This is a genomic window from Streptomyces sp. NPDC044033 (genome assembly GCF_056434425.1).
The window spans coordinates 316,445-336,339 of sequence record NZ_JBWKFF010000001.1 but is presented as its reverse complement, the minus strand read 5'-3'; the positions used below and the strand labels follow the sequence as shown (position 1 = coordinate 336,339).

Annotated in this window: 22 protein-coding genes; 13 read left to right on the top strand and 9 right to left on the bottom strand. The window is 72.7% G+C overall.

Annotated features, from left to right (window positions below):
• The first annotated feature begins 85 nt into the window (after nt 1-85).
• Entirely contained in the window at nt 86-1,405 is a 1,320-nt protein-coding gene (locus tag AC07AB_RS01405) for a sensor histidine kinase (RefSeq protein WP_478558175.1), read from the top strand.
• Between the two features lie 111 nt (nt 1,406-1,516).
• Here AC07AB_RS01405 and AC07AB_RS01400 read toward each other — a convergent pair whose 3' ends face one another.
• From AC07AB_RS01400 to AC07AB_RS01390, 3 genes are all read right to left on the bottom strand, one after another.
• Entirely contained in the window at nt 1,517-2,032 is a 516-nt protein-coding gene (locus tag AC07AB_RS01400; protein ID WP_478558172.1) for an NUDIX domain-containing protein, read from the bottom strand.
• 314 nt (nt 2,033-2,346) lie between these two features.
• Nucleotides 2,347-2,979 carry a response regulator gene (locus AC07AB_RS01395; protein WP_478559683.1) on the bottom strand — a complete coding sequence of 211 codons (633 nt, stop codon included), beginning with the start codon at nt 2,977-2,979 and terminating at the stop codon, nt 2,347-2,349.
• A gap of 120 nt (nt 2,980-3,099) precedes the next feature.
• On the bottom strand, nt 3,100-4,539 hold the full coding sequence (locus AC07AB_RS01390) for a selenium-binding protein SBP56-related protein (protein WP_478558169.1): 1,440 nt from the start codon (nt 4,537-4,539) through the stop codon (nt 3,100-3,102).
• Nucleotides 4,540-4,877: 338 nt separating this feature from the next.
• On the opposite strand from AC07AB_RS01390, the gene AC07AB_RS01385 reads away from it, so the two are divergent.
• Entirely contained in the window at nt 4,878-5,330 is a 453-nt protein-coding gene (locus AC07AB_RS01385; protein WP_478558166.1) for a hypothetical protein, read from the top strand.
• Nucleotides 5,331-5,592: 262 nt separating this feature from the next.
• Nucleotides 5,593-5,856 (top strand): hypothetical protein, encoded by a 264-nt coding sequence (locus AC07AB_RS01380; protein WP_478558163.1) that lies wholly within the window; start codon nt 5,593-5,595, stop codon nt 5,854-5,856.
• A 277-nt stretch (nt 5,857-6,133) separates the two neighbouring features.
• Here the strand turns inward: AC07AB_RS01380 and AC07AB_RS01375 are convergent, their stop codons facing one another.
• Entirely contained in the window at nt 6,134-6,448 is a 315-nt protein-coding gene (locus tag AC07AB_RS01375; RefSeq protein WP_478558160.1) for a hypothetical protein, read from the bottom strand.
• Between the two features lie 195 nt (nt 6,449-6,643).
• On the opposite strand from AC07AB_RS01375, the gene AC07AB_RS01370 reads away from it, so the two are divergent.
• Nucleotides 6,644-7,129, top strand: coding sequence for a DUF1707 SHOCT-like domain-containing protein (locus AC07AB_RS01370; RefSeq protein ID WP_478558157.1), 486 nt, complete (start codon nt 6,644-6,646; stop codon nt 7,127-7,129).
• A gap of 113 nt (nt 7,130-7,242) precedes the next feature.
• Here AC07AB_RS01370 and AC07AB_RS01365 read toward each other — a convergent pair whose 3' ends face one another.
• Nucleotides 7,243-7,707, bottom strand: coding sequence for a hypothetical protein (locus tag AC07AB_RS01365; protein WP_478558154.1), 465 nt, complete (start codon nt 7,705-7,707; stop codon nt 7,243-7,245).
• Between the two features lie 190 nt (nt 7,708-7,897).
• Complete coding sequence (locus AC07AB_RS01360; protein ID WP_478558151.1) at nt 7,898-8,494, bottom strand: TetR/AcrR family transcriptional regulator; 597 nt, start codon at nt 8,492-8,494, stop codon at nt 7,898-7,900.
• An 85-nt stretch (nt 8,495-8,579) separates the two neighbouring features.
• Here AC07AB_RS01360 and AC07AB_RS01355 point away from each other — a divergent pair, with 85 nt between their 5' ends.
• Both AC07AB_RS01355 and AC07AB_RS01350 read left to right on the top strand, forming a co-directional pair.
• On the top strand, nt 8,580-9,848 hold the full coding sequence (locus AC07AB_RS01355; RefSeq protein ID WP_478558148.1) for an MFS transporter: 1,269 nt from the start codon (nt 8,580-8,582) through the stop codon (nt 9,846-9,848).
• Nucleotides 9,845-10,927 carry a hypothetical protein gene (locus AC07AB_RS01350; RefSeq protein ID WP_478558145.1) on the top strand — a complete coding sequence of 361 codons (1,083 nt, stop codon included), beginning with the start codon at nt 9,845-9,847 and terminating at the stop codon, nt 10,925-10,927. The genes AC07AB_RS01355 and AC07AB_RS01350 overlap by 4 nt, the downstream gene beginning before the upstream one ends.
• Here AC07AB_RS01350 and AC07AB_RS01345 read toward each other — a convergent pair.
• On the bottom strand, nt 10,869-11,933 hold the full coding sequence (locus AC07AB_RS01345; protein WP_478558142.1) for a LysR family transcriptional regulator: 1,065 nt from the start codon (nt 11,931-11,933) through the stop codon (nt 10,869-10,871). The genes AC07AB_RS01350 and AC07AB_RS01345 overlap by 59 nt on opposite strands.
• Before the next feature lie 310 nt (nt 11,934-12,243).
• On the opposite strand from AC07AB_RS01345, the gene AC07AB_RS01340 reads away from it, so the two are divergent.
• From AC07AB_RS01340 to AC07AB_RS01315, 6 genes are all read left to right on the top strand, one after another.
• A complete protein-coding gene (locus AC07AB_RS01340) occupies nt 12,244-13,146 on the top strand; it encodes a diiron oxygenase (protein ID WP_478558139.1) in 903 nt (300 codons plus the stop codon).
• Nucleotides 13,147-13,353: 207 nt separating this feature from the next.
• Complete coding sequence (locus tag AC07AB_RS01335; RefSeq protein WP_478558137.1) at nt 13,354-14,208, top strand: class-II aminoacyl-tRNA synthetase family protein; 855 nt, start codon at nt 13,354-13,356, stop codon at nt 14,206-14,208.
• Nucleotides 14,205-14,702: a holo-ACP synthase gene (gene acpS, locus AC07AB_RS01330; RefSeq protein ID WP_478558134.1), complete on the top strand. Its 498-nt coding sequence runs from the start codon at nt 14,205-14,207 to the stop codon at nt 14,700-14,702. Before AC07AB_RS01335 ends, acpS begins: the two co-directional genes overlap by 4 nt.
• Nucleotides 14,703-14,764: 62 nt before the next feature.
• The gene (locus tag AC07AB_RS01325) at nt 14,765-15,007 is read left to right on the top strand and encodes an acyl carrier protein (protein WP_478558131.1); all 243 of its coding nucleotides are present in this window, start codon (nt 14,765-14,767) and stop codon (nt 15,005-15,007) included.
• A 15-nt stretch (nt 15,008-15,022) separates the two neighbouring features.
• Nucleotides 15,023-15,472: a MaoC family dehydratase gene (locus AC07AB_RS01320; RefSeq protein ID WP_478558128.1), complete on the top strand. Its 450-nt coding sequence runs from the start codon at nt 15,023-15,025 to the stop codon at nt 15,470-15,472.
• A 64-nt stretch (nt 15,473-15,536) separates the two neighbouring features.
• Nucleotides 15,537-16,358 (top strand): SAM-dependent methyltransferase, encoded by an 822-nt coding sequence (locus AC07AB_RS01315; RefSeq protein ID WP_478558125.1) that lies wholly within the window; start codon nt 15,537-15,539, stop codon nt 16,356-16,358.
• Between the two features lie 154 nt (nt 16,359-16,512).
• On the opposite strand, the gene AC07AB_RS01310 is transcribed toward AC07AB_RS01315, so the two are convergent.
• Together AC07AB_RS01310 and AC07AB_RS01305 are read right to left on the bottom strand one after the other, a co-directional pair.
• The gene (locus AC07AB_RS01310; RefSeq protein WP_478558122.1) at nt 16,513-17,631 is read right to left on the bottom strand and encodes a terpene synthase family protein; all 1,119 of its coding nucleotides are present in this window, start codon (nt 17,629-17,631) and stop codon (nt 16,513-16,515) included.
• Between the two features lie 128 nt (nt 17,632-17,759).
• A complete protein-coding gene (locus AC07AB_RS01305; protein ID WP_478558119.1) occupies nt 17,760-18,854 on the bottom strand; it encodes a PucR family transcriptional regulator in 1,095 nt (364 codons plus the stop codon).
• A 307-nt stretch (nt 18,855-19,161) separates the two neighbouring features.
• Here AC07AB_RS01305 and AC07AB_RS01300 point away from each other — a divergent pair, with 307 nt between their 5' ends.
• The gene (locus AC07AB_RS01300) at nt 19,162-19,854 is read left to right on the top strand and encodes a hypothetical protein (RefSeq protein ID WP_478558116.1); all 693 of its coding nucleotides are present in this window, start codon (nt 19,162-19,164) and stop codon (nt 19,852-19,854) included.
• The last annotated feature ends 41 nt before the right edge of the window (nt 19,855-19,895 follow it).

Genomic DNA, 19,895 nt, shown 5'->3' with positions numbered 1-19,895 from the left:
GAGACCTGGGGGTAGTGCCCGCGCTACGCAGGTATGGGCGCAGGACCACAGGACGCCGTACGCGTCCGCCCGTATCGTTTCGGCGATGGAGCGGGGACAGCGGGCGGACGGTGGCGCCCGGGACGGGCAGCCGGGGGTGTGGCGGGCGCTGCGCCGCCGGGGCTATCTGTGCTCGGGGTGGCCGTGGCGGTCGGCCGCCTACCTGGCGACGGGCGCGGTGTGCGGCGCGGGCGCGTTCGGCCTGCTCGTAGCCCTGATCCTGGTCGGAACGGTGCTGTCCGTCCTGCTGATCGGCATTCCGCTGCTCGCCGCGATCTGCCTGGCCGGGGTGCCGATGGGGGCGGTGGAACGGCACCGGGTCCGGCTGCTGGGCGGCGAGGCGGTGCGCGATCCGCACCCGCCGGTGGAGCGCCCCGGCTTCGTCGCGTGGGCCCGTACGAGACTCGGCGAGCCCGTCACCTGGCGGGAGTTGGGGTACCTCTTCGTCTTCTGCCTGCTGCTGTGGCCCGTCGACCTGGCGGTCCTCGGCATCGGCCTGCTGCTGCCGGGCGGGGTGCTGTACGAGGCGGGGACCGTGGTGGCGGGCGTCAACGCGCAGGTGCGGCTGCTGCCGGGCTGGGACATCTCCTCCCTCCCGCAGGCGGCGGCGACCGGGCTCCTCGGCCTGGTGTGGCTGCCCGCCGGCGGCTATCTGATGGGCGTGGCGGCCGGGGGCCGCGCGGCGCTGACGCGGATGGTGCTGGGCCGGCGCGAGGCGGAGTTCTCGCAGCGGCTGCTGGAGGTCAGCCGGTCCCGGGCGCGGCTGGTGCACGCCTTCGAGGCGGAGCGCCGCCGCATCGAACGCGATCTCCACGACGGGGCGCAGCAGCGGCTGGTGGCGCTCACGATGATGCTGGGGCTGGCCGGGATGTCCGAGGGCGAGGAGGCCGCGGGCCTGATCGCCAAGGCACAGGACCAGGCGGGGCTGGCCCTGGAAGAGCTGCGCGGACTGATCCAGGGCATCCATCCGCAGGTGCTCACCGACCGGGGCCTGCCGAGCGCGGTGCACGATGTGGCGGACCGGTCGCCGGTCCCGGTGGACGTGTGCTTCGCACTGCCGGGCCGGCTGCCCGAAGCGGTGGAGTCCACCGCGTACTTCGCGATCTGCGAGGTACTGGCGAACGTCGCCAAGCACAGCGGGGCCAAGCGCGCCGAGGTGCGCGGCGACCTCCTGGGCGACCGCCTGGTGGTGCGGGTCCGCGACAACGGCAACGGCGGCGCGGACACGGCCAAGGGCACGGGCCTCCTGGGGCTGGCGGACCGGCTGGCGGTGGTCGACGGCCGGCTGCTGATCTCCAGCCCGGTGGGCGGGCCGACGCTCGTACGGCTGGAGATACCGGCGGCGGTGGTGGTTACCGCTTCATGAGCCGGTCGCTACAGATGCTTGAGCAGTACCGTCGCGAGCCGGGGCGCGGGCGGCAGCGGTGAGTGCTCCTCGGAGGCTTGGAACGCTGGGCGCGGCCACGCGCCCGCGCGACTACTCCCAGGTGGGGCCGCCGTCGTGCAGATACATCGTCGCGCCGGTCGCGAGGGCCCGGACCGCGGCCTCGCACCTGCGGCTGACCCGCTCCCCCAGCATCGTGAACGCCCGGGGCGGGTCCACGAACCGCAGCCCCGCCAGCTCCTCGTCGCACGGGCGGAGCGCGCCGGCCGCCTCGTCCTCGACGGTCCCGGCGTCGAAGACGAACGCGAGCTGGTCGTCCCACGGCCCATGCGGCGGCACCCAGTCGACGACCAGCAACGCCCGCACCACGACCGTGAGCCCGAGCTCTTCCCGCACTTCCCGCACGGCAGCCAGGTGCGGCGGCTCGTTCGCCTCCGCCATGCCGCCCGGCAGATCCCACCCCGGCTTGTACGCCGGATCGACCAGCAGCAAGCGCCCGTAGCCATCACGGATCAGCACATCGGCGGCGACGCGCTTACGGGCCTGCGCCGCGTTCCCTTCGGCGAGGTAGGCGTTCCAGGCCGCGGGATCGTCGGGTGTCGGCTTCATGTACCGCTGCCTCCGGCGGGCGGAAGAATATCCGCGAGGAGCACCATTCTCGTCCGCGCGGCGCGCTTGAGCCGGGTCAGGAAGTCCCGTACGGGCGCGTAGCTCCGGTGGGGATCCAACAGCCGCCCCAGTCCGTGCAGTTGATGCAGCACGCGGACGGAGCCAAGGGCCGGGGGGAGGCCGAGCAGCAGCCCGTCCCCGGCGGCGACGGCCGGTGGCAATCGGACGGGCGGCCGGCGGCCGGTCGGATGTGGCTGTGTGTCGGGGCCGGTGGGCAGCGGCTCACATGGGCGTAGCGGTGGCGCGCCCCGCCGTCAGCTGCGCAGGAAGGCCAGCACGGCCAGGACGCGGCGGTGCCCGTCGGCCGTCGGGGGCAGGTCCAGCTTCATGAAGATGCCGCCGATGTGCTTGGCGACGGCCGCCTCGCTGACCACCAGGGTGCGGGCGATGGTCGTGTTGGACCGGCCCTCGGCGATCAGCGCGAGCACTTCGCGTTCGCGGGCCGTGAGCCGCTCCAGCGGATCGCGCCGGTGGCTGAGCAGTTGTCGCACGACCGCCGGGTCCACCACCGTGCCGCCGTCCGCGACGCGGTGCAGCGCGTCGATGAACTCCTCCAGCTTGCCTATCCGCTCCTTGAGCAGATAGCCGACGGCCACCCCGTCCGAGGAGTCCAGCAGCTCGGAGGCGTAGGTGCGCTGGATGTACTGGCTGAGCACCAGAACCGGCAGCCCCGGTGTGGCGCGGCGCAGGTCGAGCGCGGCCCGTAGCCCCTCGTCGGTCTGGGTGGGCGGCATCCGTACGTCCGTGACCACGATGTCGGGGCGCGCCTCGGCGACGGCCGACAGCAGTGAGCCGGCGTCGCCGACCGCCGCGGCCACCTTGTGGCCGAAGCGCGTCAGCACCCCGGTGAGCCCTTCGCGGAGCAGCGGGTTGTCCTCGGCGATCACTGCCCGGAGAGATCGCGTCACGTGTCGCTGCCTTCGCTGGGTACCGGATCCGATTCGGCCTCAGGGTAGTTCACCTGCCGTCGCGGCCCCGGCCCGCTGCCGCCGCCGGGGTCACCGGGCTCAGGGGTAGCAGTACGAGTCCGACGAGGCGTCGCCGCCCTCCAGATGCGTCTGGTGGACGCGCCGGCCGCGGAACTCCTCGCCGTGCGGGAAGAACCGCTCGTCGATCCGGAGGCCGCCGCGCTCGGTGTCCGCGTCGAGTTTGACGAGCCAGGGGTCGACGCCGTCCGGGTAGAACTGGTCGTCCCACGAGCCGTAGAGGGAGTTCGTCAGGTACACCCGCCGTCCGTCGCGGCTGAGTTCGACCATCTGGGGGCCGCCGGTCAGCGGGGTATCCGGTGCGGAGGGGTGCGGCCGGCGGCCCGTGATGCCGCCGAGGCGTACGGACGCGGTGCGGCGGGGGTGGAAGGGGTCGCTGACGTCGTACTGGAGGAGTTCGCCGGTGCCCCACGCCGATACGTACAGCCAGCGGTCGTCGACCGACAGGTTGATGTCCGTGACGAGCGGCGGCACCGCGCCGAACGGCTGGAGGACCGGGGGCAGAGCGTCATTCTTGGGGGGCTCGGCGGGTTCGGCGGGCAGGGTGATGACCTTGCGGGCGGTGAACTCCTCGCCGTCGCGGTGCCACAGCCACACCGACGCGGACAGGTCCGCGACGCTCACGACGACGCCCGCGAACCCCCAGGTCGCCCGCGGGTCGTGGGCGGGGCGCAGCTCCAGCACCATCTGGTGTTCGTCGCCCAGGTCCACCCGGCTGCGGTGGCGGCCGGTGTCCAGGTCCCAGAAGTGCAGGGCGTGGCCGTAGCCGCGGCCGAGCAGCAGATCCGGGTCGACGCCGTTCTCGATCATCGAGGGGGTGCCCCACTCGCTGGTCACGGCGGTGTTGTGGGCCAGGTGCCACCAGACGTCGTACGCGAGGCGCTGCGGCCCGCGGTCGCTCTCCCAGGCGCGCCGCACCTCGAAGGTCTCGTGGTCGAGCAGCGCCACGCCGCCCGGCCCGTCCGCGCCGTCGGCGCCGCCCAGGCAGGAGAGGAAGACGCCGTCGGGGCCGCAGTGCAGCGTGTGCGGGCGCGAATAGCCGGCCTTGGCGGCGAGTTCGGCGGCTTCGACGACCTTCACCAGGCGCGGCCGGGCCGGGTCCGGGTGGGTGTCGAAGACGTGCAGCCGCGAGGAGCGCAGGCCGGGCGCGAGCAAGTAGCGGCGCTCGGGGGTGTGGTGGCCCTCGTGGGCGAGCGCGCTGGAGCAGGCGTTCCAGCCGAAATGGTGCAGCTCGTCGCCGAGGCCGGGCACCTCGGTCAGGTGCGTGACCCGGCCGTACGAGGCGGAGTCGGGGTCGGTGTCCAGGACGAACAGCGCGTCCGGGCGCTGTGCCGAGCGGTCGAACCCGACGACGTAGGCGAGCTTTTCGGGCGGCGCGGCGACGGCGTCCGCCGGGGTGCGGTAGAGGGTGGGGTCGCCTTGGCCATGGCCCTGATCGGGGCTGGGGCGGTCGGTGGTCATGCCGGGTCTCCTCGGTCCGTAGGAGATCGGTCCGTACGACGGGGCCGGCCCGGAGGGGATCGGTCCGTACGGGATCGTCCGTATGAGAAGGGGCGTGGCGCGGTTCAGGACGGAGCGTGGCACAGGGGGTATCGCCTGCCAAGTGCGCGGCCGGAGACCGGCGGCGCGGGCCCGGCGGGTCGCGAACGGCGGCCGGAGAGCGGCTGATTCGGCCGGGTTGCGCGATGTGCCACGGGCGGAAGGGGTGCGTCGCGCGCTCATAATGGACGCGCTCCGAGCACCGACAGTGCGGTGCGGGTATCGGAGCCGGACAACACGGATGAGATGTGAGGACGCCAGTGAACACGGTACGACGGTGCGATGAGGGTCGGCACGAGGCCCGCATACCGGCTTCGGCGCCCACCGGGCGGCGGGGCCGGGCGGTCGCGGTGCTGGCGTTGCTGATCGGCGCGCTGGTGGCGGGGGGCCCGGGAGTGGCCTCGGCCGCACCGGCCGGTCACGCCCCGGCCGCGTCCGCGCGGCAGGCGGTGGCCGCCGACGCGCGCACCGCTTCGGCCCCGGCCGCCGAGGGCGCGGCGGTGGCCGCTTCGGCGCAGACGGTGCGGGTGGTGTCGCAGGATCAGCAGACCCTGGCCTCCGCGGAGAAGCCCAAGAAGAAGAAGGCCGGGTTCTTCAAGAAGCTCGGGATCTTCCTGCTGGTGCTGGTGATCGTCATCATCCTTGTGGTGGTGCTGGTGATCTGGCTGATCGTGCGCGCGGTGCGGCGGATGTTCAGCCGTCGGCGCGGCTGAGCGCGCGGCAGCCGGTCGGAGGGGCCCCGGCCGCGGGGCCCGCCGATGTGGGCCCAGGCCGCGTGGGCCCGCCGACGTGGGCCCGCCGATGGGGACCCGCCGGTCGGAATCGATCAGCCGGAACCAGTCAGCGGGAATCAGCCCATTTTCTCACTTGCGCAATCATTGAAGCGTAAGCTTCGAGGTGCGCGGACCGCGGAAGCCGAACCGCACGCGCAGCTGTAGCGGTGCGGCAGCCGTTGACGACGGGTGGGAGATCACGATGGTGTGGGAGACGGCGGTGCTGAACGGGCCGGCGGACGCTGCGGCCTGGGAGACGGCCGTGCTGCGCGGCGGCCCGGCGGACGGCACCCGGATCCAGGTCGCCGGGCGGCCGAGCGTCGTCCAAGTGGTCCGGCAGTGCCCGGCCGAGCAGGACGGCGACGGGCCCGAGGCGTGGCGCGTGCAGGCTCTGTACGTCTACCGCCGCGACCACCGCGGCGGCGACGGATCTCCGCACTACGGATTCGACCCGGCGAGCCCCTGAACCGGGGCGAGCCCCTTGAACCGGGGCGGCCCCCCGTGCCGCCCCATCCGCCGGGCCGCGGACCGGTCAGCGCCGGTCCGCGGCTCGGAGCCACGCTCGTACGGCTCGTGCCGCGCGTACGGTCGCTCTCCCCGTACCCCGCGCCCGCCCGTACGCCCGCTCTCCCCGTACCGACCGCCCGCTCGTACGCGCGGCCTCCCCACAGCGCCCGTACGCCCGCTCTCCCCGCAGCGCCCGCCCGCCCGTACGCGCCGTCCGGCCAGGCCGCGGCACGCGCTCAGAACAGCGGTGGCTCCTCGTGCGGCGAAATGCCGGAGCCCATGGGGATGCCCTCGGCGGCGGCCATGGCCTCGACGGCCTGGGCCGCCATCACCATGCCGATCTCCTCCAGGACCTGGATGGACTCGATGACGAGCGTCTCGGCGGCCTTGGCCATCTGGTCGCCCGTCCGGTTCCGTTCGGCCAGTTCCGCCTCGTCGGCCGGTACCCGGAGTTCGGTCACGCGCGCCGCCAGCCGGTCGTGGCGCTCTTCGAGCGCGTGGATTCTGCGGACGGCCCGCAGGATCTCCTCATCGGTCGGGCGATCGGCCATGTCTGTCTCCTCCGTCGGGTTCTCTCGCCTGGTAGACGCGGGGACGGCCGCGTGCGCTGACCGTCCCGCCCCCATTGTGATCGGCATCTCAGGACGGGCGCGGCGGACCCCTGGCGCCTCGCCGCAGCCCGCGTACGCTGGACGGCCGAGGAGATCGCCGGAAGGCGGTATCCGCAGGTGGGGACGAGTCGAGGGGTGAGTGTTCCAGTGGGGAGTCTGCCGGGTGTACGGGCCAGTACGCGGGAGCGGGACCGGGCGGTCGAGGCGCTGACCGAGCACGTGGTGGAGGGGCGGTTGACGGATGCCGAGTTCGCCGCCCGGTCGGACAAGGCGCAGGCCGCCGCCTCGCGCGAGGAACTGCTGCGGCTCTTCGACGACTTGCCGCAGCCGCACCCGGTCTTCGAAGAGCCGGAGCCCGGCCTTCCGGTCCCGGCGGCCGGGCAGGCGTCGGCTCCGGCGGCGCGTTCCGGCGACGGCGTTCCGGCGGCTCGGCCGGACGCGTCGGTGCCCGCCAAGCTCGGCGGCGCGGCGGCCGCGGCCGTCTACGGGATGTTCCCGGCGGCCGGTGTCATCGCGGTGGTGCTGATGTTCCTCACCGGGTCCTGGTTCTGGCTGCTCATCGTGCCGCCGGTGGCGTATGGGGCGCGCCAGGTGGTCAAGAAGCGGCGGCGGCGCGGCTGAGGCCGGCAGCCGGCCTGGACGACGGGAACCGGGGGCCCAGCGACGCCGCCGCGCCGCTGGACCCCCGGTCCGTGATCTGTGGCCCGTACGAGCCCGGTTCCGCCGACGTGGGGTTACGGGTGGTAGTGCTCGGTGATCTTGGTGGCCGCGCCGTTCTTGACGGTGACGCGGATCTCGACGAAGTTCTTCTTCGATGCCTTCACCAGCTGCGAGAGGGTGCACGGCGTGGTGCCGTAGCCCTTCTTGTCGATGGTGACATTGCCGTCGGGGCCGCCGCAGATGGCGGCGGCACCGAGCACCTTGGTGCGCGGGCCGACGTAGAAGGCCTTCTCCATACCGGTCTTGGGGGCCACGGTCACCTTGCCGGGCGCGAGGTACTTCAGGGTGCCCTGCCACGTGTGGGTTTCGCCCTTGGCACTGGCGGTGGAGGCGTGCTGGGCGCCGGCCGTCGCCGCGTGGCCCTGCGAGGGCGCCGCGTCGCTGACGGTCGCCGTCAGGCCGATGGCCGCGGCGGCGAGGACGGAGGCGACGGCGGCCCGGCGGACCTGGTGGCGTCCGTAGGCGCTGGTGAAGGACATGAGGGTAGCCCCCTTGAGTTGGCTCGGGGTGGCGATCGGTTGATCTGCTCCCAGCCTGCTCCGCGCCGTTGGCGATCCACTAACGGACGGCTAACGGGCGGGGGTCGCGTCCGAGGGGTGTGGGCCCGCCGACTCCTCAAGGGCCGGCGCGTGCCCTCTTCTTGAGCCGCTTCCGCGCGGAGGTGGAACCTCAGCGGCCCCCGGCCGACGCGGCGTCCAGGAGGAGTTCGGCCGTCGCGCGCGCGTCCTCGCCCGCCGTCGGTTCGCCGTCGATCGCGGTGATGGTGGTGGCGCCCTCGATCAGGATCAGCAGCTGCCGGGCGAGCCCGGCGGGCCGGTCGATACCCGCCTCGGTGAGCAGCCTTTCGAGCAGTTCGCGGTAGCGCGCGAGGTGGAGCCGGGGCAGCTTGCGCACCGGCCCTTCCTGGTGCCGGGTCTCCACGGCGGTGTTGACCACCGCGCAGCCGCGGTACCCGTCCCTGGCGTACCAGACGGTGAGCAGGTCGAACAGGGCCAGCACCCGCTCCCGCCCGGCGGGCGTCGCCGCGAGCCGTTCCGTGAGCCAGAGGTGGATGCGGTCGCTGCGGTCCTGGAGCGCGGCTTCGACGAGGCCGTCCTTGGAACCGAAGTTGCGGTAGATCGTCAGCTTCGAGGCCCCCGCGTGCTGGGCGATCTCGTCGACGCCGACGTCGTGCACGCCCCGCTCGTAGAACAGCTGGACAGCGCTGGCCAGCACGCGGGCGCGGGTGGCGCGCGGGTCGATCGTGGCTCCTGCCTTCACTGGCATACGGACATTCTACGCAAGAGCCGGGCGAGAAGGTAACGTACCGTCTCACTTCCCAGAGATGGTCCCGTACGGTATCTTCTCCCGTATGACGCCTCGCCTACCGGTTCCCGTCCGCCGGCTGTGGGTGGCGGTGCTCTGCGGATACATGGCGCTCGGCGCCACCCTCCAGTCACTGCCGTCCTACGTCGTCCAGCACTTCAACGGCGGTCCGCTGATCGCCGGTACGGTCGTGGGCGTCGCCTTCCTGGCCACCGCCTGCGCGCGGCCCTTCGCCGGCCGGCTCGCCGACGCCGGATTCGCCCGCCCGGTCGTGGCGACCGGCGGCGTGCTGGGCGCGATCGGCGGCGCGGGCCACCTCATCGCCCCCGACCCGGGGACCCTGATCGTGGCCCGGCTGGTCATGGGCGTGGGCGAGGCCGCCCTGTTCTCGGGCGCCATTCCCTGGGTGCTCGCCGACACCCCGCCGCAGCGCCGCGGCCGGGTGGCGGGCTGGTTCGGCCTGTCGATGTGGGGCGGGCTGGCGCTCGGCCCCGTGGCCGCCGTGGGCCTCAACCACCTGAGCGGGTACCGCGGCGTGTGGTGGGGCGTGATCGTGCTGGGCATCGTCTCCGCCGTCCTCGTGCTCACCACGGCCGGGGACAACCGCAACGACGACGGGCTCTCCCCGCTGCCGAAGGGCTTCCGGGAGATCGTGCCCGTGGGCGCGTCGCTGCCGGGGCTGGCCTTCGGCCTCTCCAGCTACGGATACGGCACCGTCAACGCCCTGCTCGTCCTGCACCTGCACCACGACGGCCTCGGCGGCGAAAGCGCCGCCCTCGCGGTCTTCGCCGCCGGATTCCTGCTCGCCCGCGCCCTCGGCTCCCCTCTCGTCGACCGCAAGGGCGGCGTGCGGGTGGCGCTGGGCTCCCTCGTGGTGGAGGCCATCGGCCTGCTGCTCATCGCGGGGACCGGCAACGAGGCGCTGGCGCTGGCCGGCACGGTGCTCACCGGCGCGGGCGTCGCCCTGATGTACCCGGCCACGGTCGCGATGACCCTGCACCGCACCGGGGCGCTGCGGCCGGGCACCTCGGTCGGCGTGATGACCTCGTACTGGGACCTCGGCATCATGGCCGCCGGGCCGATCGGCGGGCTGATCGCCGGTGACGCCAGTTACACCACGGCCTTCGCGGTGGCCGCCGTCACCACCGTGCTGAGCCTGCTGGTGGTCGCGACCGCGCTGCGCCGCCCGGCGCAGCCCCGGCCCGGCGGACAGCCGCCGGGCGGCGGGGCGCCGAAGCGCGACGGAGCGCGGAAGGCGGACGAGCGGCCGGCGGACGAGGCGGCCGCGCCGACGCGGGGCCGGGGCCCGGCGTGAGCCCCGCTCCCCGGGGCCGGGCGGCCGCCCGCGACGCCGTGTACCACGAGGGCGAACGGGCTGTTCAGCGAGCCGCCGGGGTCGAGCAGGAGGCCGACCGGGTCTCCGTGATCCTCGGCACCCGCGTCGAGTTGATGGCCCAGGCGTTCCTGTCGTCCGTGTCCTGCGTCGCGCTGGGCGCCGCCGACGCGGACGGCCGGATGTGGGCATCGGTGCTGCTGGGGGAGGCGGGGTTCGTACGGGCCTCACCGGGCTCGGTGCGCATCGTCGGCCCGCCCGCAGCGGGCGCGCCGGCCCCGGGGGGCCCCGGCGCAGCGGCTCCGAACGCGCCGGGCCCCGGCGGCGCGGCGACCCCGAGCCCGGCAACCCCGAGCGCGAACGCCCCGATCCCAGCCGCCCCGAGCGCGAACGCCCCGAGCCCAGCAACCCCGAGCCCAGCCGCCCCGAGCACCGGCGACCTGGGCGCCGACGACCCCATCGGCCCCCGCGCGCCCGGCGACCGCGTCGGCCTGATCGCCATGGACTTCGCCCGCGGACGCCGGCTGCGCGTCAACGGCCGGGTCCGCACCTGGGGCCCCCGGCTGATCGAGCTGGGCGTCGACGAGGCGTACGGGAACTGCCCCCGCTTCATCCAGCGCCGCCCGCTCGACCCCGGGCTCCTCACCCGGGGCCGGGAGACCTGGGTCGAGGACGGACTGGGGTACTGGGGCACGGAGTTGATCGCCCGCTCCGACACCCTCTTCATCGCGACGAAGCACCCGGAAGCGGGGGCCGACGTCTCGCACCGGGGCGGTCCGCCCGGCTTCCTGCGGGTCGCCGGGCCGAACCGCGTCCAACTCCCGGACTACGCGGGCAACGCCATGTTCAACACGCTCGGGAACCTGTGGAGCGACCCCCGAGTCGGCCTGGTCCTGCGCGACTTCGGCACCGGCGATACGGTCCAGCTCACCGGACGTGCGGTCATCGAGCACGAACCGCCGTGCTCCGTATGGGGGTCGGAGGTGGAGCGGGTCGTCGACATCACCGTCGATCGGGTGGTACGGACCCGGAGCGCACGGGTTTCCAGCGCATCGCGGTGAACACGCCGGAGCCGGAGGGCGGGCCGGTGTCGCGGGTGCCGCCCTTGCGCGCGGCGGAGTCCGGCGCGGTGGCGTCGGAGGCGGCGGCGTCGAGCGTGGTGGGGTGCTGCGGGCCGCACATCGGCCCGGCCTTCGTCCGCGACCGGGCCAGGGCCACGAACCGCGGGGTCAGGGGGTGCGGGCGCACCGAATCCCAGCAGAGCAGGACCGGCAGCGGCGGCGCGTCCCTGACCGGCCGGTACACCACCCAGGGGTGCGGGTGCAGACCGGGCGTCAGCGCGCTGGAGAGCCCTATCCCGCGCCCGGCGGCGATGGCCTCCAGCCACTCCTCCAGGTTGTGCACGCCGATCACCGGCCGGAGCGCGCTGTCGCTGTCCTTCCAGATGGTGGGCATCGTCGTGCCCGAGATGACGTTCAGCACGAGCGGGTCGTGCCGGATGTCGTCCAGGGTCACCTCGCGCAGCCCCGCCGCCGGGTGCCCCTTGGGCAGGGCGGCGACGCGGGACTCCTCGTACAGCAGCACATGCTTGATGCGCGGGTCCGCCAGCGTGCCCCGCAGGATCGCGGCATGGCTGCGGCCGTCCTCCAGGCCGGCGTAGGGCACGTCGTCGATGCGCCGCAACTCCACCCGCGCGCCCGGGTTCCGCTCCTCGAACTCCTTGATCAGCGGCGCCGTGTCCCGGCCCAGCGCGTTCCAGGAGAAGCCGACGCGAAGCGTCGAGTGGGGGGAGGCGGTGGCCTTGACGGCATCGTCGGCGGCGGCCACGGCACGGGCCGCGTAGGGCAGGAATCGTTCGCCCGCCACCGATAGCGCCACACCATTATGTCCGCGTTCGATCAGCTTTTGGCCGACGATGTGTTCCATTTGCGCAATAGTCCGGCTGAGCGCCGACTGAGATGCCCAGAGCGCCTCGGCGGCCCCCCGGAAACTTCGGTGCTCGACCAGCGTGAGAAAAGATCGTAAGTGCCTGAGTTCAAGATCAGAACTTCCGCTGAGCTTCGCCAACTTCCTGCTCCCCCGTCTTTCACCAGGGCCGATGCGTCCCGCGCATCACCCTTGCGATCTTGGCACTTCCCGGGTCCGACTGATCGTGCCTACTGTGTGGTGCATGGCCGGGCCGCCATTAGGGCGGGCTCCTCCCACCACGCCAGCAAGGTACTCCCCATAGGTAAGTGCCGCCACCACACATGTATGTCTGCGCCGCGAAGATCGCGTAAACGGTAATCCGGTTGCCCGGACGCATGCCCAGGTCCGGCGGTCGCCATGTGTTTCTGTTCCGGCATTCGCCGCCGAGCGGCACAGCAAAGGAGGGCTTATGGCCACTGTCGACAACCTGGCCACGGAAAGGTTCGCGAAAATCCTGGCCAGGCTCCAGGAAAAGGCCATCCAGGACTATTACAATCCCTACAAGACATTCGCCTGGCCGGACACGCTGCCCACCGACGCGCCATGGATGACGCGGGAGCTGACCAGCACCCACGGCACAGCGGCCCGGGAAGAGCTCGACGACGCCCAGTTGACGGAGTTGAGCCGCTGGGAGAGCGTGAACTTCTACAGCCTGAACGTGCACGGCATCCGCGAGCTGCTCACCGAAGTGGTCAACCGGATCCACATGCCCGGCTTCGAGGTGCCCTCGGACTTCTTCCACCACTTCATCGGCGAAGAGAACGAACACATGTGGTTCTTCGCCGAATTCTGCCTGCGCTACGGTGGAAAGCTCTACCCCACGGCGGTCCCGTTCACATCCGCCGCCAAGGGCGACACCGACGTGGACGTGGAACACTTCCTGGTGTTCTCGCGCATCCTCCTCTTCGAGGAGATCGTCGATCATTACAACTCGACCATGGCGGACGACGAACTCCTCCACGACACGATTCGCCAGGTCAACCGGATACACCACCGGGACGAATCCCGGCACATCGCGTTCGGCCGCGAACTGGTCTCGCTGCTCTACGAACCGCTGCGCGAACGCCTGGACGCGGAACAGCGCCGCGAGGTGGCGGATTACCTGAAGCGCTACATCGCCTACAGCCTCCAGTCCTTCTACAACCCGCAGGTGTACAAGGACGCCGGGATCGGCGACCCGCTGGGATTCCGCCGGCGGGTACTGGAGGACCCCGCACGCCGCGCCCATGAGCGGAAGGCCGTGCGCAAGCCGATGGGTTTCTTCGCGAAGGCCGGGATATTCGAGGACGAGGAACTGCCGCTCGTCGCATGACCCCGGTCCGGCGGACCGCCGTGATAAACGGAGTTCCGCTTCCTGCGGAAAGTACGCCCGCGACAAGAGCCTGTGGCAAAAGCCAGGGACAAGAGCCCGCGACGAGGAGCCCACGACGAGGAGCCCACGACGAGGAGCCCACGACGAGAAGCCCGCGGAAAGCACGCCCGCGACAAGGAACCCCGCGACAAGGAAAGAGGTGATCTCATGCCCTCGAACGCACCGACGCAGCGACCGGCCCACGGTCTCGCCGCCCTCGGTCCCGAGGCCACCCAGCTCCTGAACCTCCTGGACGAGACCTTCCGGGGGTGGGGCGAGCGGCGCGGCGCGCTGCCGCTGACGATGCCGCCGCTGCTGCCGGTGGCCGACTTGGCAGGTCTGGACTTTTACGAGAACTTTCCCCAACTCGCCGTCGTGGCCACGACCCTGGACGTCGACGACCCCACCGGACGCGCGGCCGAGGCCCGTACGGGCTCCTACGACCCCGACAGCCTGCGGCCCGCCGCCCTCGCCCTGCCGTCGGCGGCCTGCTACGGCGTCTTCCTGCACCACGCCGGGCAGTCGGTCGACGGCGCGCGGACGGTGACCGTGCTGGGCCGCTGCTACCGCAACGAGGACCGGTACGAAGGGCTGCGCCGGCTGCTGGGCTTCCACATGCGGGAGATCGTGGCCCTCGGCACGTACGAGCACACCCAGCGGCACCTGGCCGTCTACGGGCAGCAGGTGCAGGACTTCGCCGAGGCGGCCGGGCTCCCCGTGGAGAAGGAGGTCGCCTCCGACCCCTTCTACGACAAGGGCGGCTCCCGCGCGGTGCTCCAGCAACTCGCGCCCGTGAAGCACGAGTTCGTGTACGCGGAGACCGCGATCGCGTCGGTCAACGTGCACCGCAACTTCTTCGGGGAGCGGTGCGGCATCCGGATCGAGGAGACGGACGAACCGGTCTTCACGAGCTGTGTGGCCTTCGGCCTGGAGCGCTGGATCTTCGCCTTGGAGCACCGGTACGACGGCGACTGGGACAAGGCGTTCTCGGCCGCCGAGGACGCGTGCGCGGCAGTCACGTGAGCACCGCCGCGGCGGAGGCCGCCCCCGCCGCGACATCGGCCCGCGACGGAGCGGTCTCCGCCGCCGAGGCGGCTGCCCCCGCCCCGCCGGCGGGCGGAGCGCTCAGCGCTCTCGCCCTGCGCACCGGCGCCGACATCCTCCCCGTCAGCCGCGTCGAGGGCATGGTGCGCGGCTCCGGCGAGCGCTTCCTCGCCACCCTGCTCACCCCCGGCGAACTGCGCGACTGCGCCACCGACCACGGCACGTTCCTGCCCGCCGTGGCCGGCCGGCTCGCCGCCAAGGAAGCCGTCTTCAAAACCTTCCACACCCCTCTCAGCAGCCTCCCCTGGCTCTCCATCGAAATCCGCAAGGCACCCGGCGGCTGGCCCGAGGCCGTGCTCCACGGCGCGGCGCGACGGCTCGCCGACGCGGCCGGGCTGACGGACCTGAGCCTGAGCATCAGCCACGACGGGGGATTCGCCTTCGCCGTCGCCGTGGCGGCCGTACGGCGCTGACCGACGGCCCCGGTGCCGAACCCCTCGCCGCCCAACCGACCGAACCGAAAGGACACACCGACATGGCCCGCCCCATTGACCAGGTCAAGGCATGGATTCTCAAGCGCCACCCGGAGCGCGGTGACATCGCCTCCGACCTCGACCTCATCGACAACCGCCTGATCGACTCCCTGGCCTTCGCCGAGTTCCTCTTCCTGCTGGAGGAGGTCGGCGGGCAGCCCGTCGACCGCGACAACCTCGTGGTCGACGACTTCCGCACGCTGGACCGGATCGAAGCGAAGTACCTGGGCGCCACGGTCAGCTGAGCGGAGGCGAGAGAGATGCTGCGATACGTCGAGGACTATGAAAAAGGACGGACGTACGAGCTCGGTACGTACAAGGTCACCGAGCAGGAGATCATCGAGTTCGGCCGGAAGTTCGACCCCCAGCCGTACCACGTCGACGCGGAGCTGGGGGAGGAATCGCTCTTCCACGGCCTCGTGGCCAGCGGCTGGCACACCTGCGCCATGTTCATGCGGCTGTATGTGGACGCGCTGCTGCCCGGCGCCGCGGTCGAGGGCTCGCCGGGCGTCGACGAGCTCCGCTGGCTGCGGCCGACCCGCCCCGGCGACGTACTGACCGGGCGGCTCACCGTCACCGGCATCACCCCGTCGATGACCCGACCGGACTGCGCGACCCTGCTCAAGCGGGGCGAACTCACCGACGCCGAGGGCCGCCCGGTCATGCGGCTGACGCTCTACAGCATGTTCCGGCGCCGGCCGCGCGAGTGAGCACACCCCCGCTCCCTTCGCCCAGCCCCTGCCCGTGACACCGGAGTACGGAGGAAGACGAGAGATGGAAGCTGTTTCGCACACCTCGCAGTGGACCGCGGCCGCCCGCGCCCTGGAGACCGAACGGGACGACGCGCTGTTCCGGGACGACCTGGCCCGCCCGCTCGCCTCGGAGACCGGGTTCGACCTGCTGAAGAAGTACGGCGGCGGCGGTCTCGCGGACTTCGTGTCCATCCGCACCAAGTACCTCGACGACGCCATCGCCACCTATGTGCGCGACGGCGGGATACGCCAGGTCGTCCTCATCGCCGCCGGCATGGACGCGCGGGCCTTCCGGCTCACCTGGCCCACCGACGCCGTCGTCTACGAGGTGGACCACTCCGCGCTCTTCGAGATCAAGGAGAGCCGGCTGGCCGAGGTGGACGCCAAGCCCTCCGTGGACCGGCGGGCGGTGGGCGCCGACCTCACCAAGCCGTGGCTGTCGACGCTGTACGAGGCCGGGTTCGACCCCGAGCGGCCCACCCTGTGGGTGGCCGAGGCGCTGCTGTTCTTCCTCACCGACGACCAGGTGCGCTCCCTGCTCGACCTCCTCGCGGAGGGCTCCGCGCCGGGCAGCCGGCTGGCGCTGGACGTGTTGAGCGAGTCGCTGCTGAAGAACATCGGCACCCAGATCTTCCTCGGCGCCCTCAAGGCGGACGGCATCCCCTGGCTCTTCGGCACCGATGACCCCAAGGGCTATTTCGCACGGTCCGGCTGGCAGGTGAACCGGCTCAACGAGCCCGGCGAGGAGGGCATCGGCAAGGGCCGCTGGCCGTACGAGGTGTTCCCGCGCGAGGTCCCGAACATCCCCCGCAACTGGCTGCTGCACGCCGAGTACCAAGGCTGAGCGGCGGCTCCCCGCCGGGGCCGGCCGTGGCGCGCTCTTCCCCTTCCCGCCGCCACGGCCGGCCCCGGCACGTACGCCTCCTTGGACCGCGCGCGGCCTCCGCTGCCCGCTTCGGGCGACGCGCGCGGCCCCTCCCACCCGGAGCTCCCCGGTGCTACCCGGAGAGCTCGTCCCACCACCACGCGATGGACGGGAGGGGCAGCGCGGCGGGGGAGGAGTCCCGGGGCGTGTCGACGCAGCGGCCCGTGAGGGGGATCCTCGCCCGGGGTGTCACGCGGTCCTCTTCGTAGAGCGTGGAGTAGCGCGGAGTGCGCAGGCTCCAGTCGATGTTGTTCCGGATTCCGCGGCCCAGGTCTTCGAGGTGGATGCGGAGCGCGGTGGAGACGGCGCCGCCGGCGATCCGGTCGCGCAGCCGCAGGAAGAGCACCATCATCCGGTCGCGCCACGCGATGGCCAGGTCCGCCGCCTCCCGCTCGCCGATTCCGTAGCCGGCCGACAGGACGCTGACCACGTCGTAGGCTTCCTGCTGCTCCTGGATCTCCTTGTGCCGTGACACCCGGTCGTTGTCCAGGGCGGCGATCAGCCAGAACAGCTCGGTCACCGCGCGCACCGGCGGCGAGTCCATCTCCGCCCCCGGCACCTCGGCGGCGTGGGCGAACTCGAAGGCCGCCTGGACGGGCGGCCCGCCCGCGTCGTGCAGGCGCGTATGGAAGTAGTCGTCCACCCCGACCGTTCCCCCGGCCGCCCGGTACGTCTGCTGTGTGGCCGCCGCGAGCAGCCAGCGCCGGTGCGCGCCGATCCACCGCTCCAGCTGGACCGGGGTGCCCAGCCGCCGGTAGGAGCGGGCCAGGTCGCACAGAGCGATCAGCTGCGGGTCGCCGCCGCAGACCCGTGCGTCCTGGGTCTCCAGTACCCGCAGCACGCGCTGCGCCACCGGAAGCAGCCCCGTCGCCCGCCGCGTCGCCCGGCCCTCGTCGCACCGCGCGTCGTCGAAGGAGAACCCCCAGTACGTCCAGTTCGCGGCCACTTGGAAGTGGTCCGTATCCGCGTCCGGGACCATGCCGCCGTAGAAATCCGCGCCGGTGCACGCCAGCCACCGTTCGAGCTCGGCGGGCGTGCGCACCAGCCCGATCCGCTGGGCCCATCGCCCGGACCGTTCATGGACCGCCGCCGTGGCCCGGTGCGTGGCCGGGGCCACGGGGCAGAAGAACGGCGGCACTTCCAGCGCGCCGGGGCCGGGTTCCGCCGTGGCCTCCTTCTCCACCGGTTCCACGGCGGCCTCCTTCGCATGGGGTGCGGTTCCCTCCCATGCTTCACGGCCGGCGGCGGAGAAGGGCCTGCCACGGACGGCCGGTGCGTGAACGCGTTGAACGCCCGCGCCCGGGGCAGGTCCGCCGGCCCCTACAGCTCCCGCGTGGGCCAGTCCAGCAGCCGGGCGCCGATGACCGCGGTCTGCAAGGTGTAGCGGTGCATCGGGTCGGCGGGGTCGGAGCCGGTCAGCTCGTGGATGCGGGTGAGCCGGTAGGTGAAGGCCCGCACGCTCAGGGACAGCCGGCGGGCCGCCTCCGCCGCGACGCAGCCGGAGTCGAAATACGCGTCGAGCGTCGCCAGCAGGGGCTCCGGCCCGCCGCGGGCCTGCCGCAGCGGGGCCAGCGTGGAGCGCACCAGATCGGTCAGGGCCTGCCGGTCGCGGGTCAGGACGGGGAAGACGAGGAGGTCGGCGGCGCGCAGCACCGGGGCTTCGAGGGCCATTTTCGCGGCGAGGTCCAGCGCGCCCAGCGCCTCCTCGTAGGAGTGCACGACGCCGCCCGCGCCCTCGTGCGGGCGGCCGATGGCGACCTGCCCGCCGTCGGTGGCGGCGTGCGCCTGCTTGGTGAAGTAGCGCAGCACGTCGTCCTCGTCGCCGGGCGCCACGCAGATCAGCCGGCCGTCCTTGGTGGTCAGCAGGATGCGGCGCTCGCTGAACCGGCCGTTGAGCGCCGTCTCCACCCGCCGCATCGCCGGGTGCGCGTCGTCGTACGGCTCCGGGCCCGTGGCGACCGCGACGGCGTGGGCGTGGGCGAGCCGCAGCCCGAACCGCTCGGCGCGCCCGGCCAGCCGGCCCAGGTCGCTGCGCCCGTACAGCAGGTCGTCGATGAACTCGCGGCGGGCGGCCTCCTCCTGCCGCACCGCCAGCCGCTGCGCGCGCTCGTACCCCTCGGCGAAGGCGTCGATCGCCTGCTCGGTCCCGGCAAGGACGGACTCGGCGGCGGCGCGCAGGCCGCGCGCTCCGGCCGGGCCCGCCGGGGCGGGCAGCTCGGACCACAGGGCCCGGGTGGCGGCGAGGTGGCCGACGATGAGGGTGCGCAGCCCGTAACCGCTCTCGCCGGCGCGCTCGCCCAGTGTGCGGCGCGAGTCCAGTTCGGCGCGGTTGAGCCGACGGCCGGTCGCCGACACCTCGGTGAGCAGCTCGGCGTAGCCGGCCAGAAAGTCCTCGGTCGACCCCGGCTTTGTCACGTGCTCTCTCCACCTCTTAACGCGCCCTTGACGGTTTCTTAGCGCGTGGTTTCCAGGGTGGCAGACGCCCGTAGGGGCCAGCACCCGGCATCAGAGAAGCATAAAGATTGCCGGGATCCGGCAATGCGTACACCTGTTCCCGCCTGCCAATATGTACATGGGGGAACAACGGGGGACACGGGGGACGACCTCGGTGCCAGGTTCCGGAAACGGGGCCTGGCGCCGAGGCCCGCCGCCCCGCACCGCCCCCGCACAGCTGAAGAACTCCACGGGAGTTCATGAGCAACAGGACGAAGGGACGGGGTCTGTGGACGACTTCCTCGCAGCCGCGCTCGGCTTCCCGGCCGTCGTGTTCAGCTTCGCGCTGGTGGTCGTCGTCGCGTACTGGCTGCTCGTCCTCGTCGGCGGCGTCGACTCCGACGGCCACGGCCACCACGACCTCTCCGACGGCCACGGCCTCTCCTCCGACGGGCACGCCGACGGCTCGGGCCACGGCGGGCTCACGGGCCTCGTCGCCGCGGCCGGCCTCGGGGGCGTGCCGATCACCGTCGTCCTGTCGCTGCTGACCGCCATCGCCTGGTTCCTCGCCCTGGCCGGCACGGTCCTCCTGGAGAAGACCGGCGCCCAGGGGCTGACGCGTACGCTGCTCGGCGCGGGCCTGCTGGCCGGCGCCGCCGTGGGCTCCTGGGCCGCCACCTGGGTGCTCGTACGGCCGCTGCGCCGCCTCTTCCCCGACGAACGGCCACCCTCGCGCCTGGACTTCGTCGGCCGCGTCTGCGTGGTGCGCACCGGCCGGGTGGACAGCGCGTTCGGGCAGGCCGAGGTGGCCGCCGAGGACGGCTCGACCGCGATCATCCAGGTGCGTACGGACGAGACCGGGCTCGCCGCGGGCGCGACGGCCCTGATCTTCGACTACGACGCCGTCGGCGAGTTCTTCCGCGTCGGGGCCTTCGAAGCGCCGTTCAGCACGGCGCTCGACCCCGGCAGTCCGGCGTACTGACCGGCCCGGCCGGCCCTTTCCACGAACTTTCCTTTACCGCA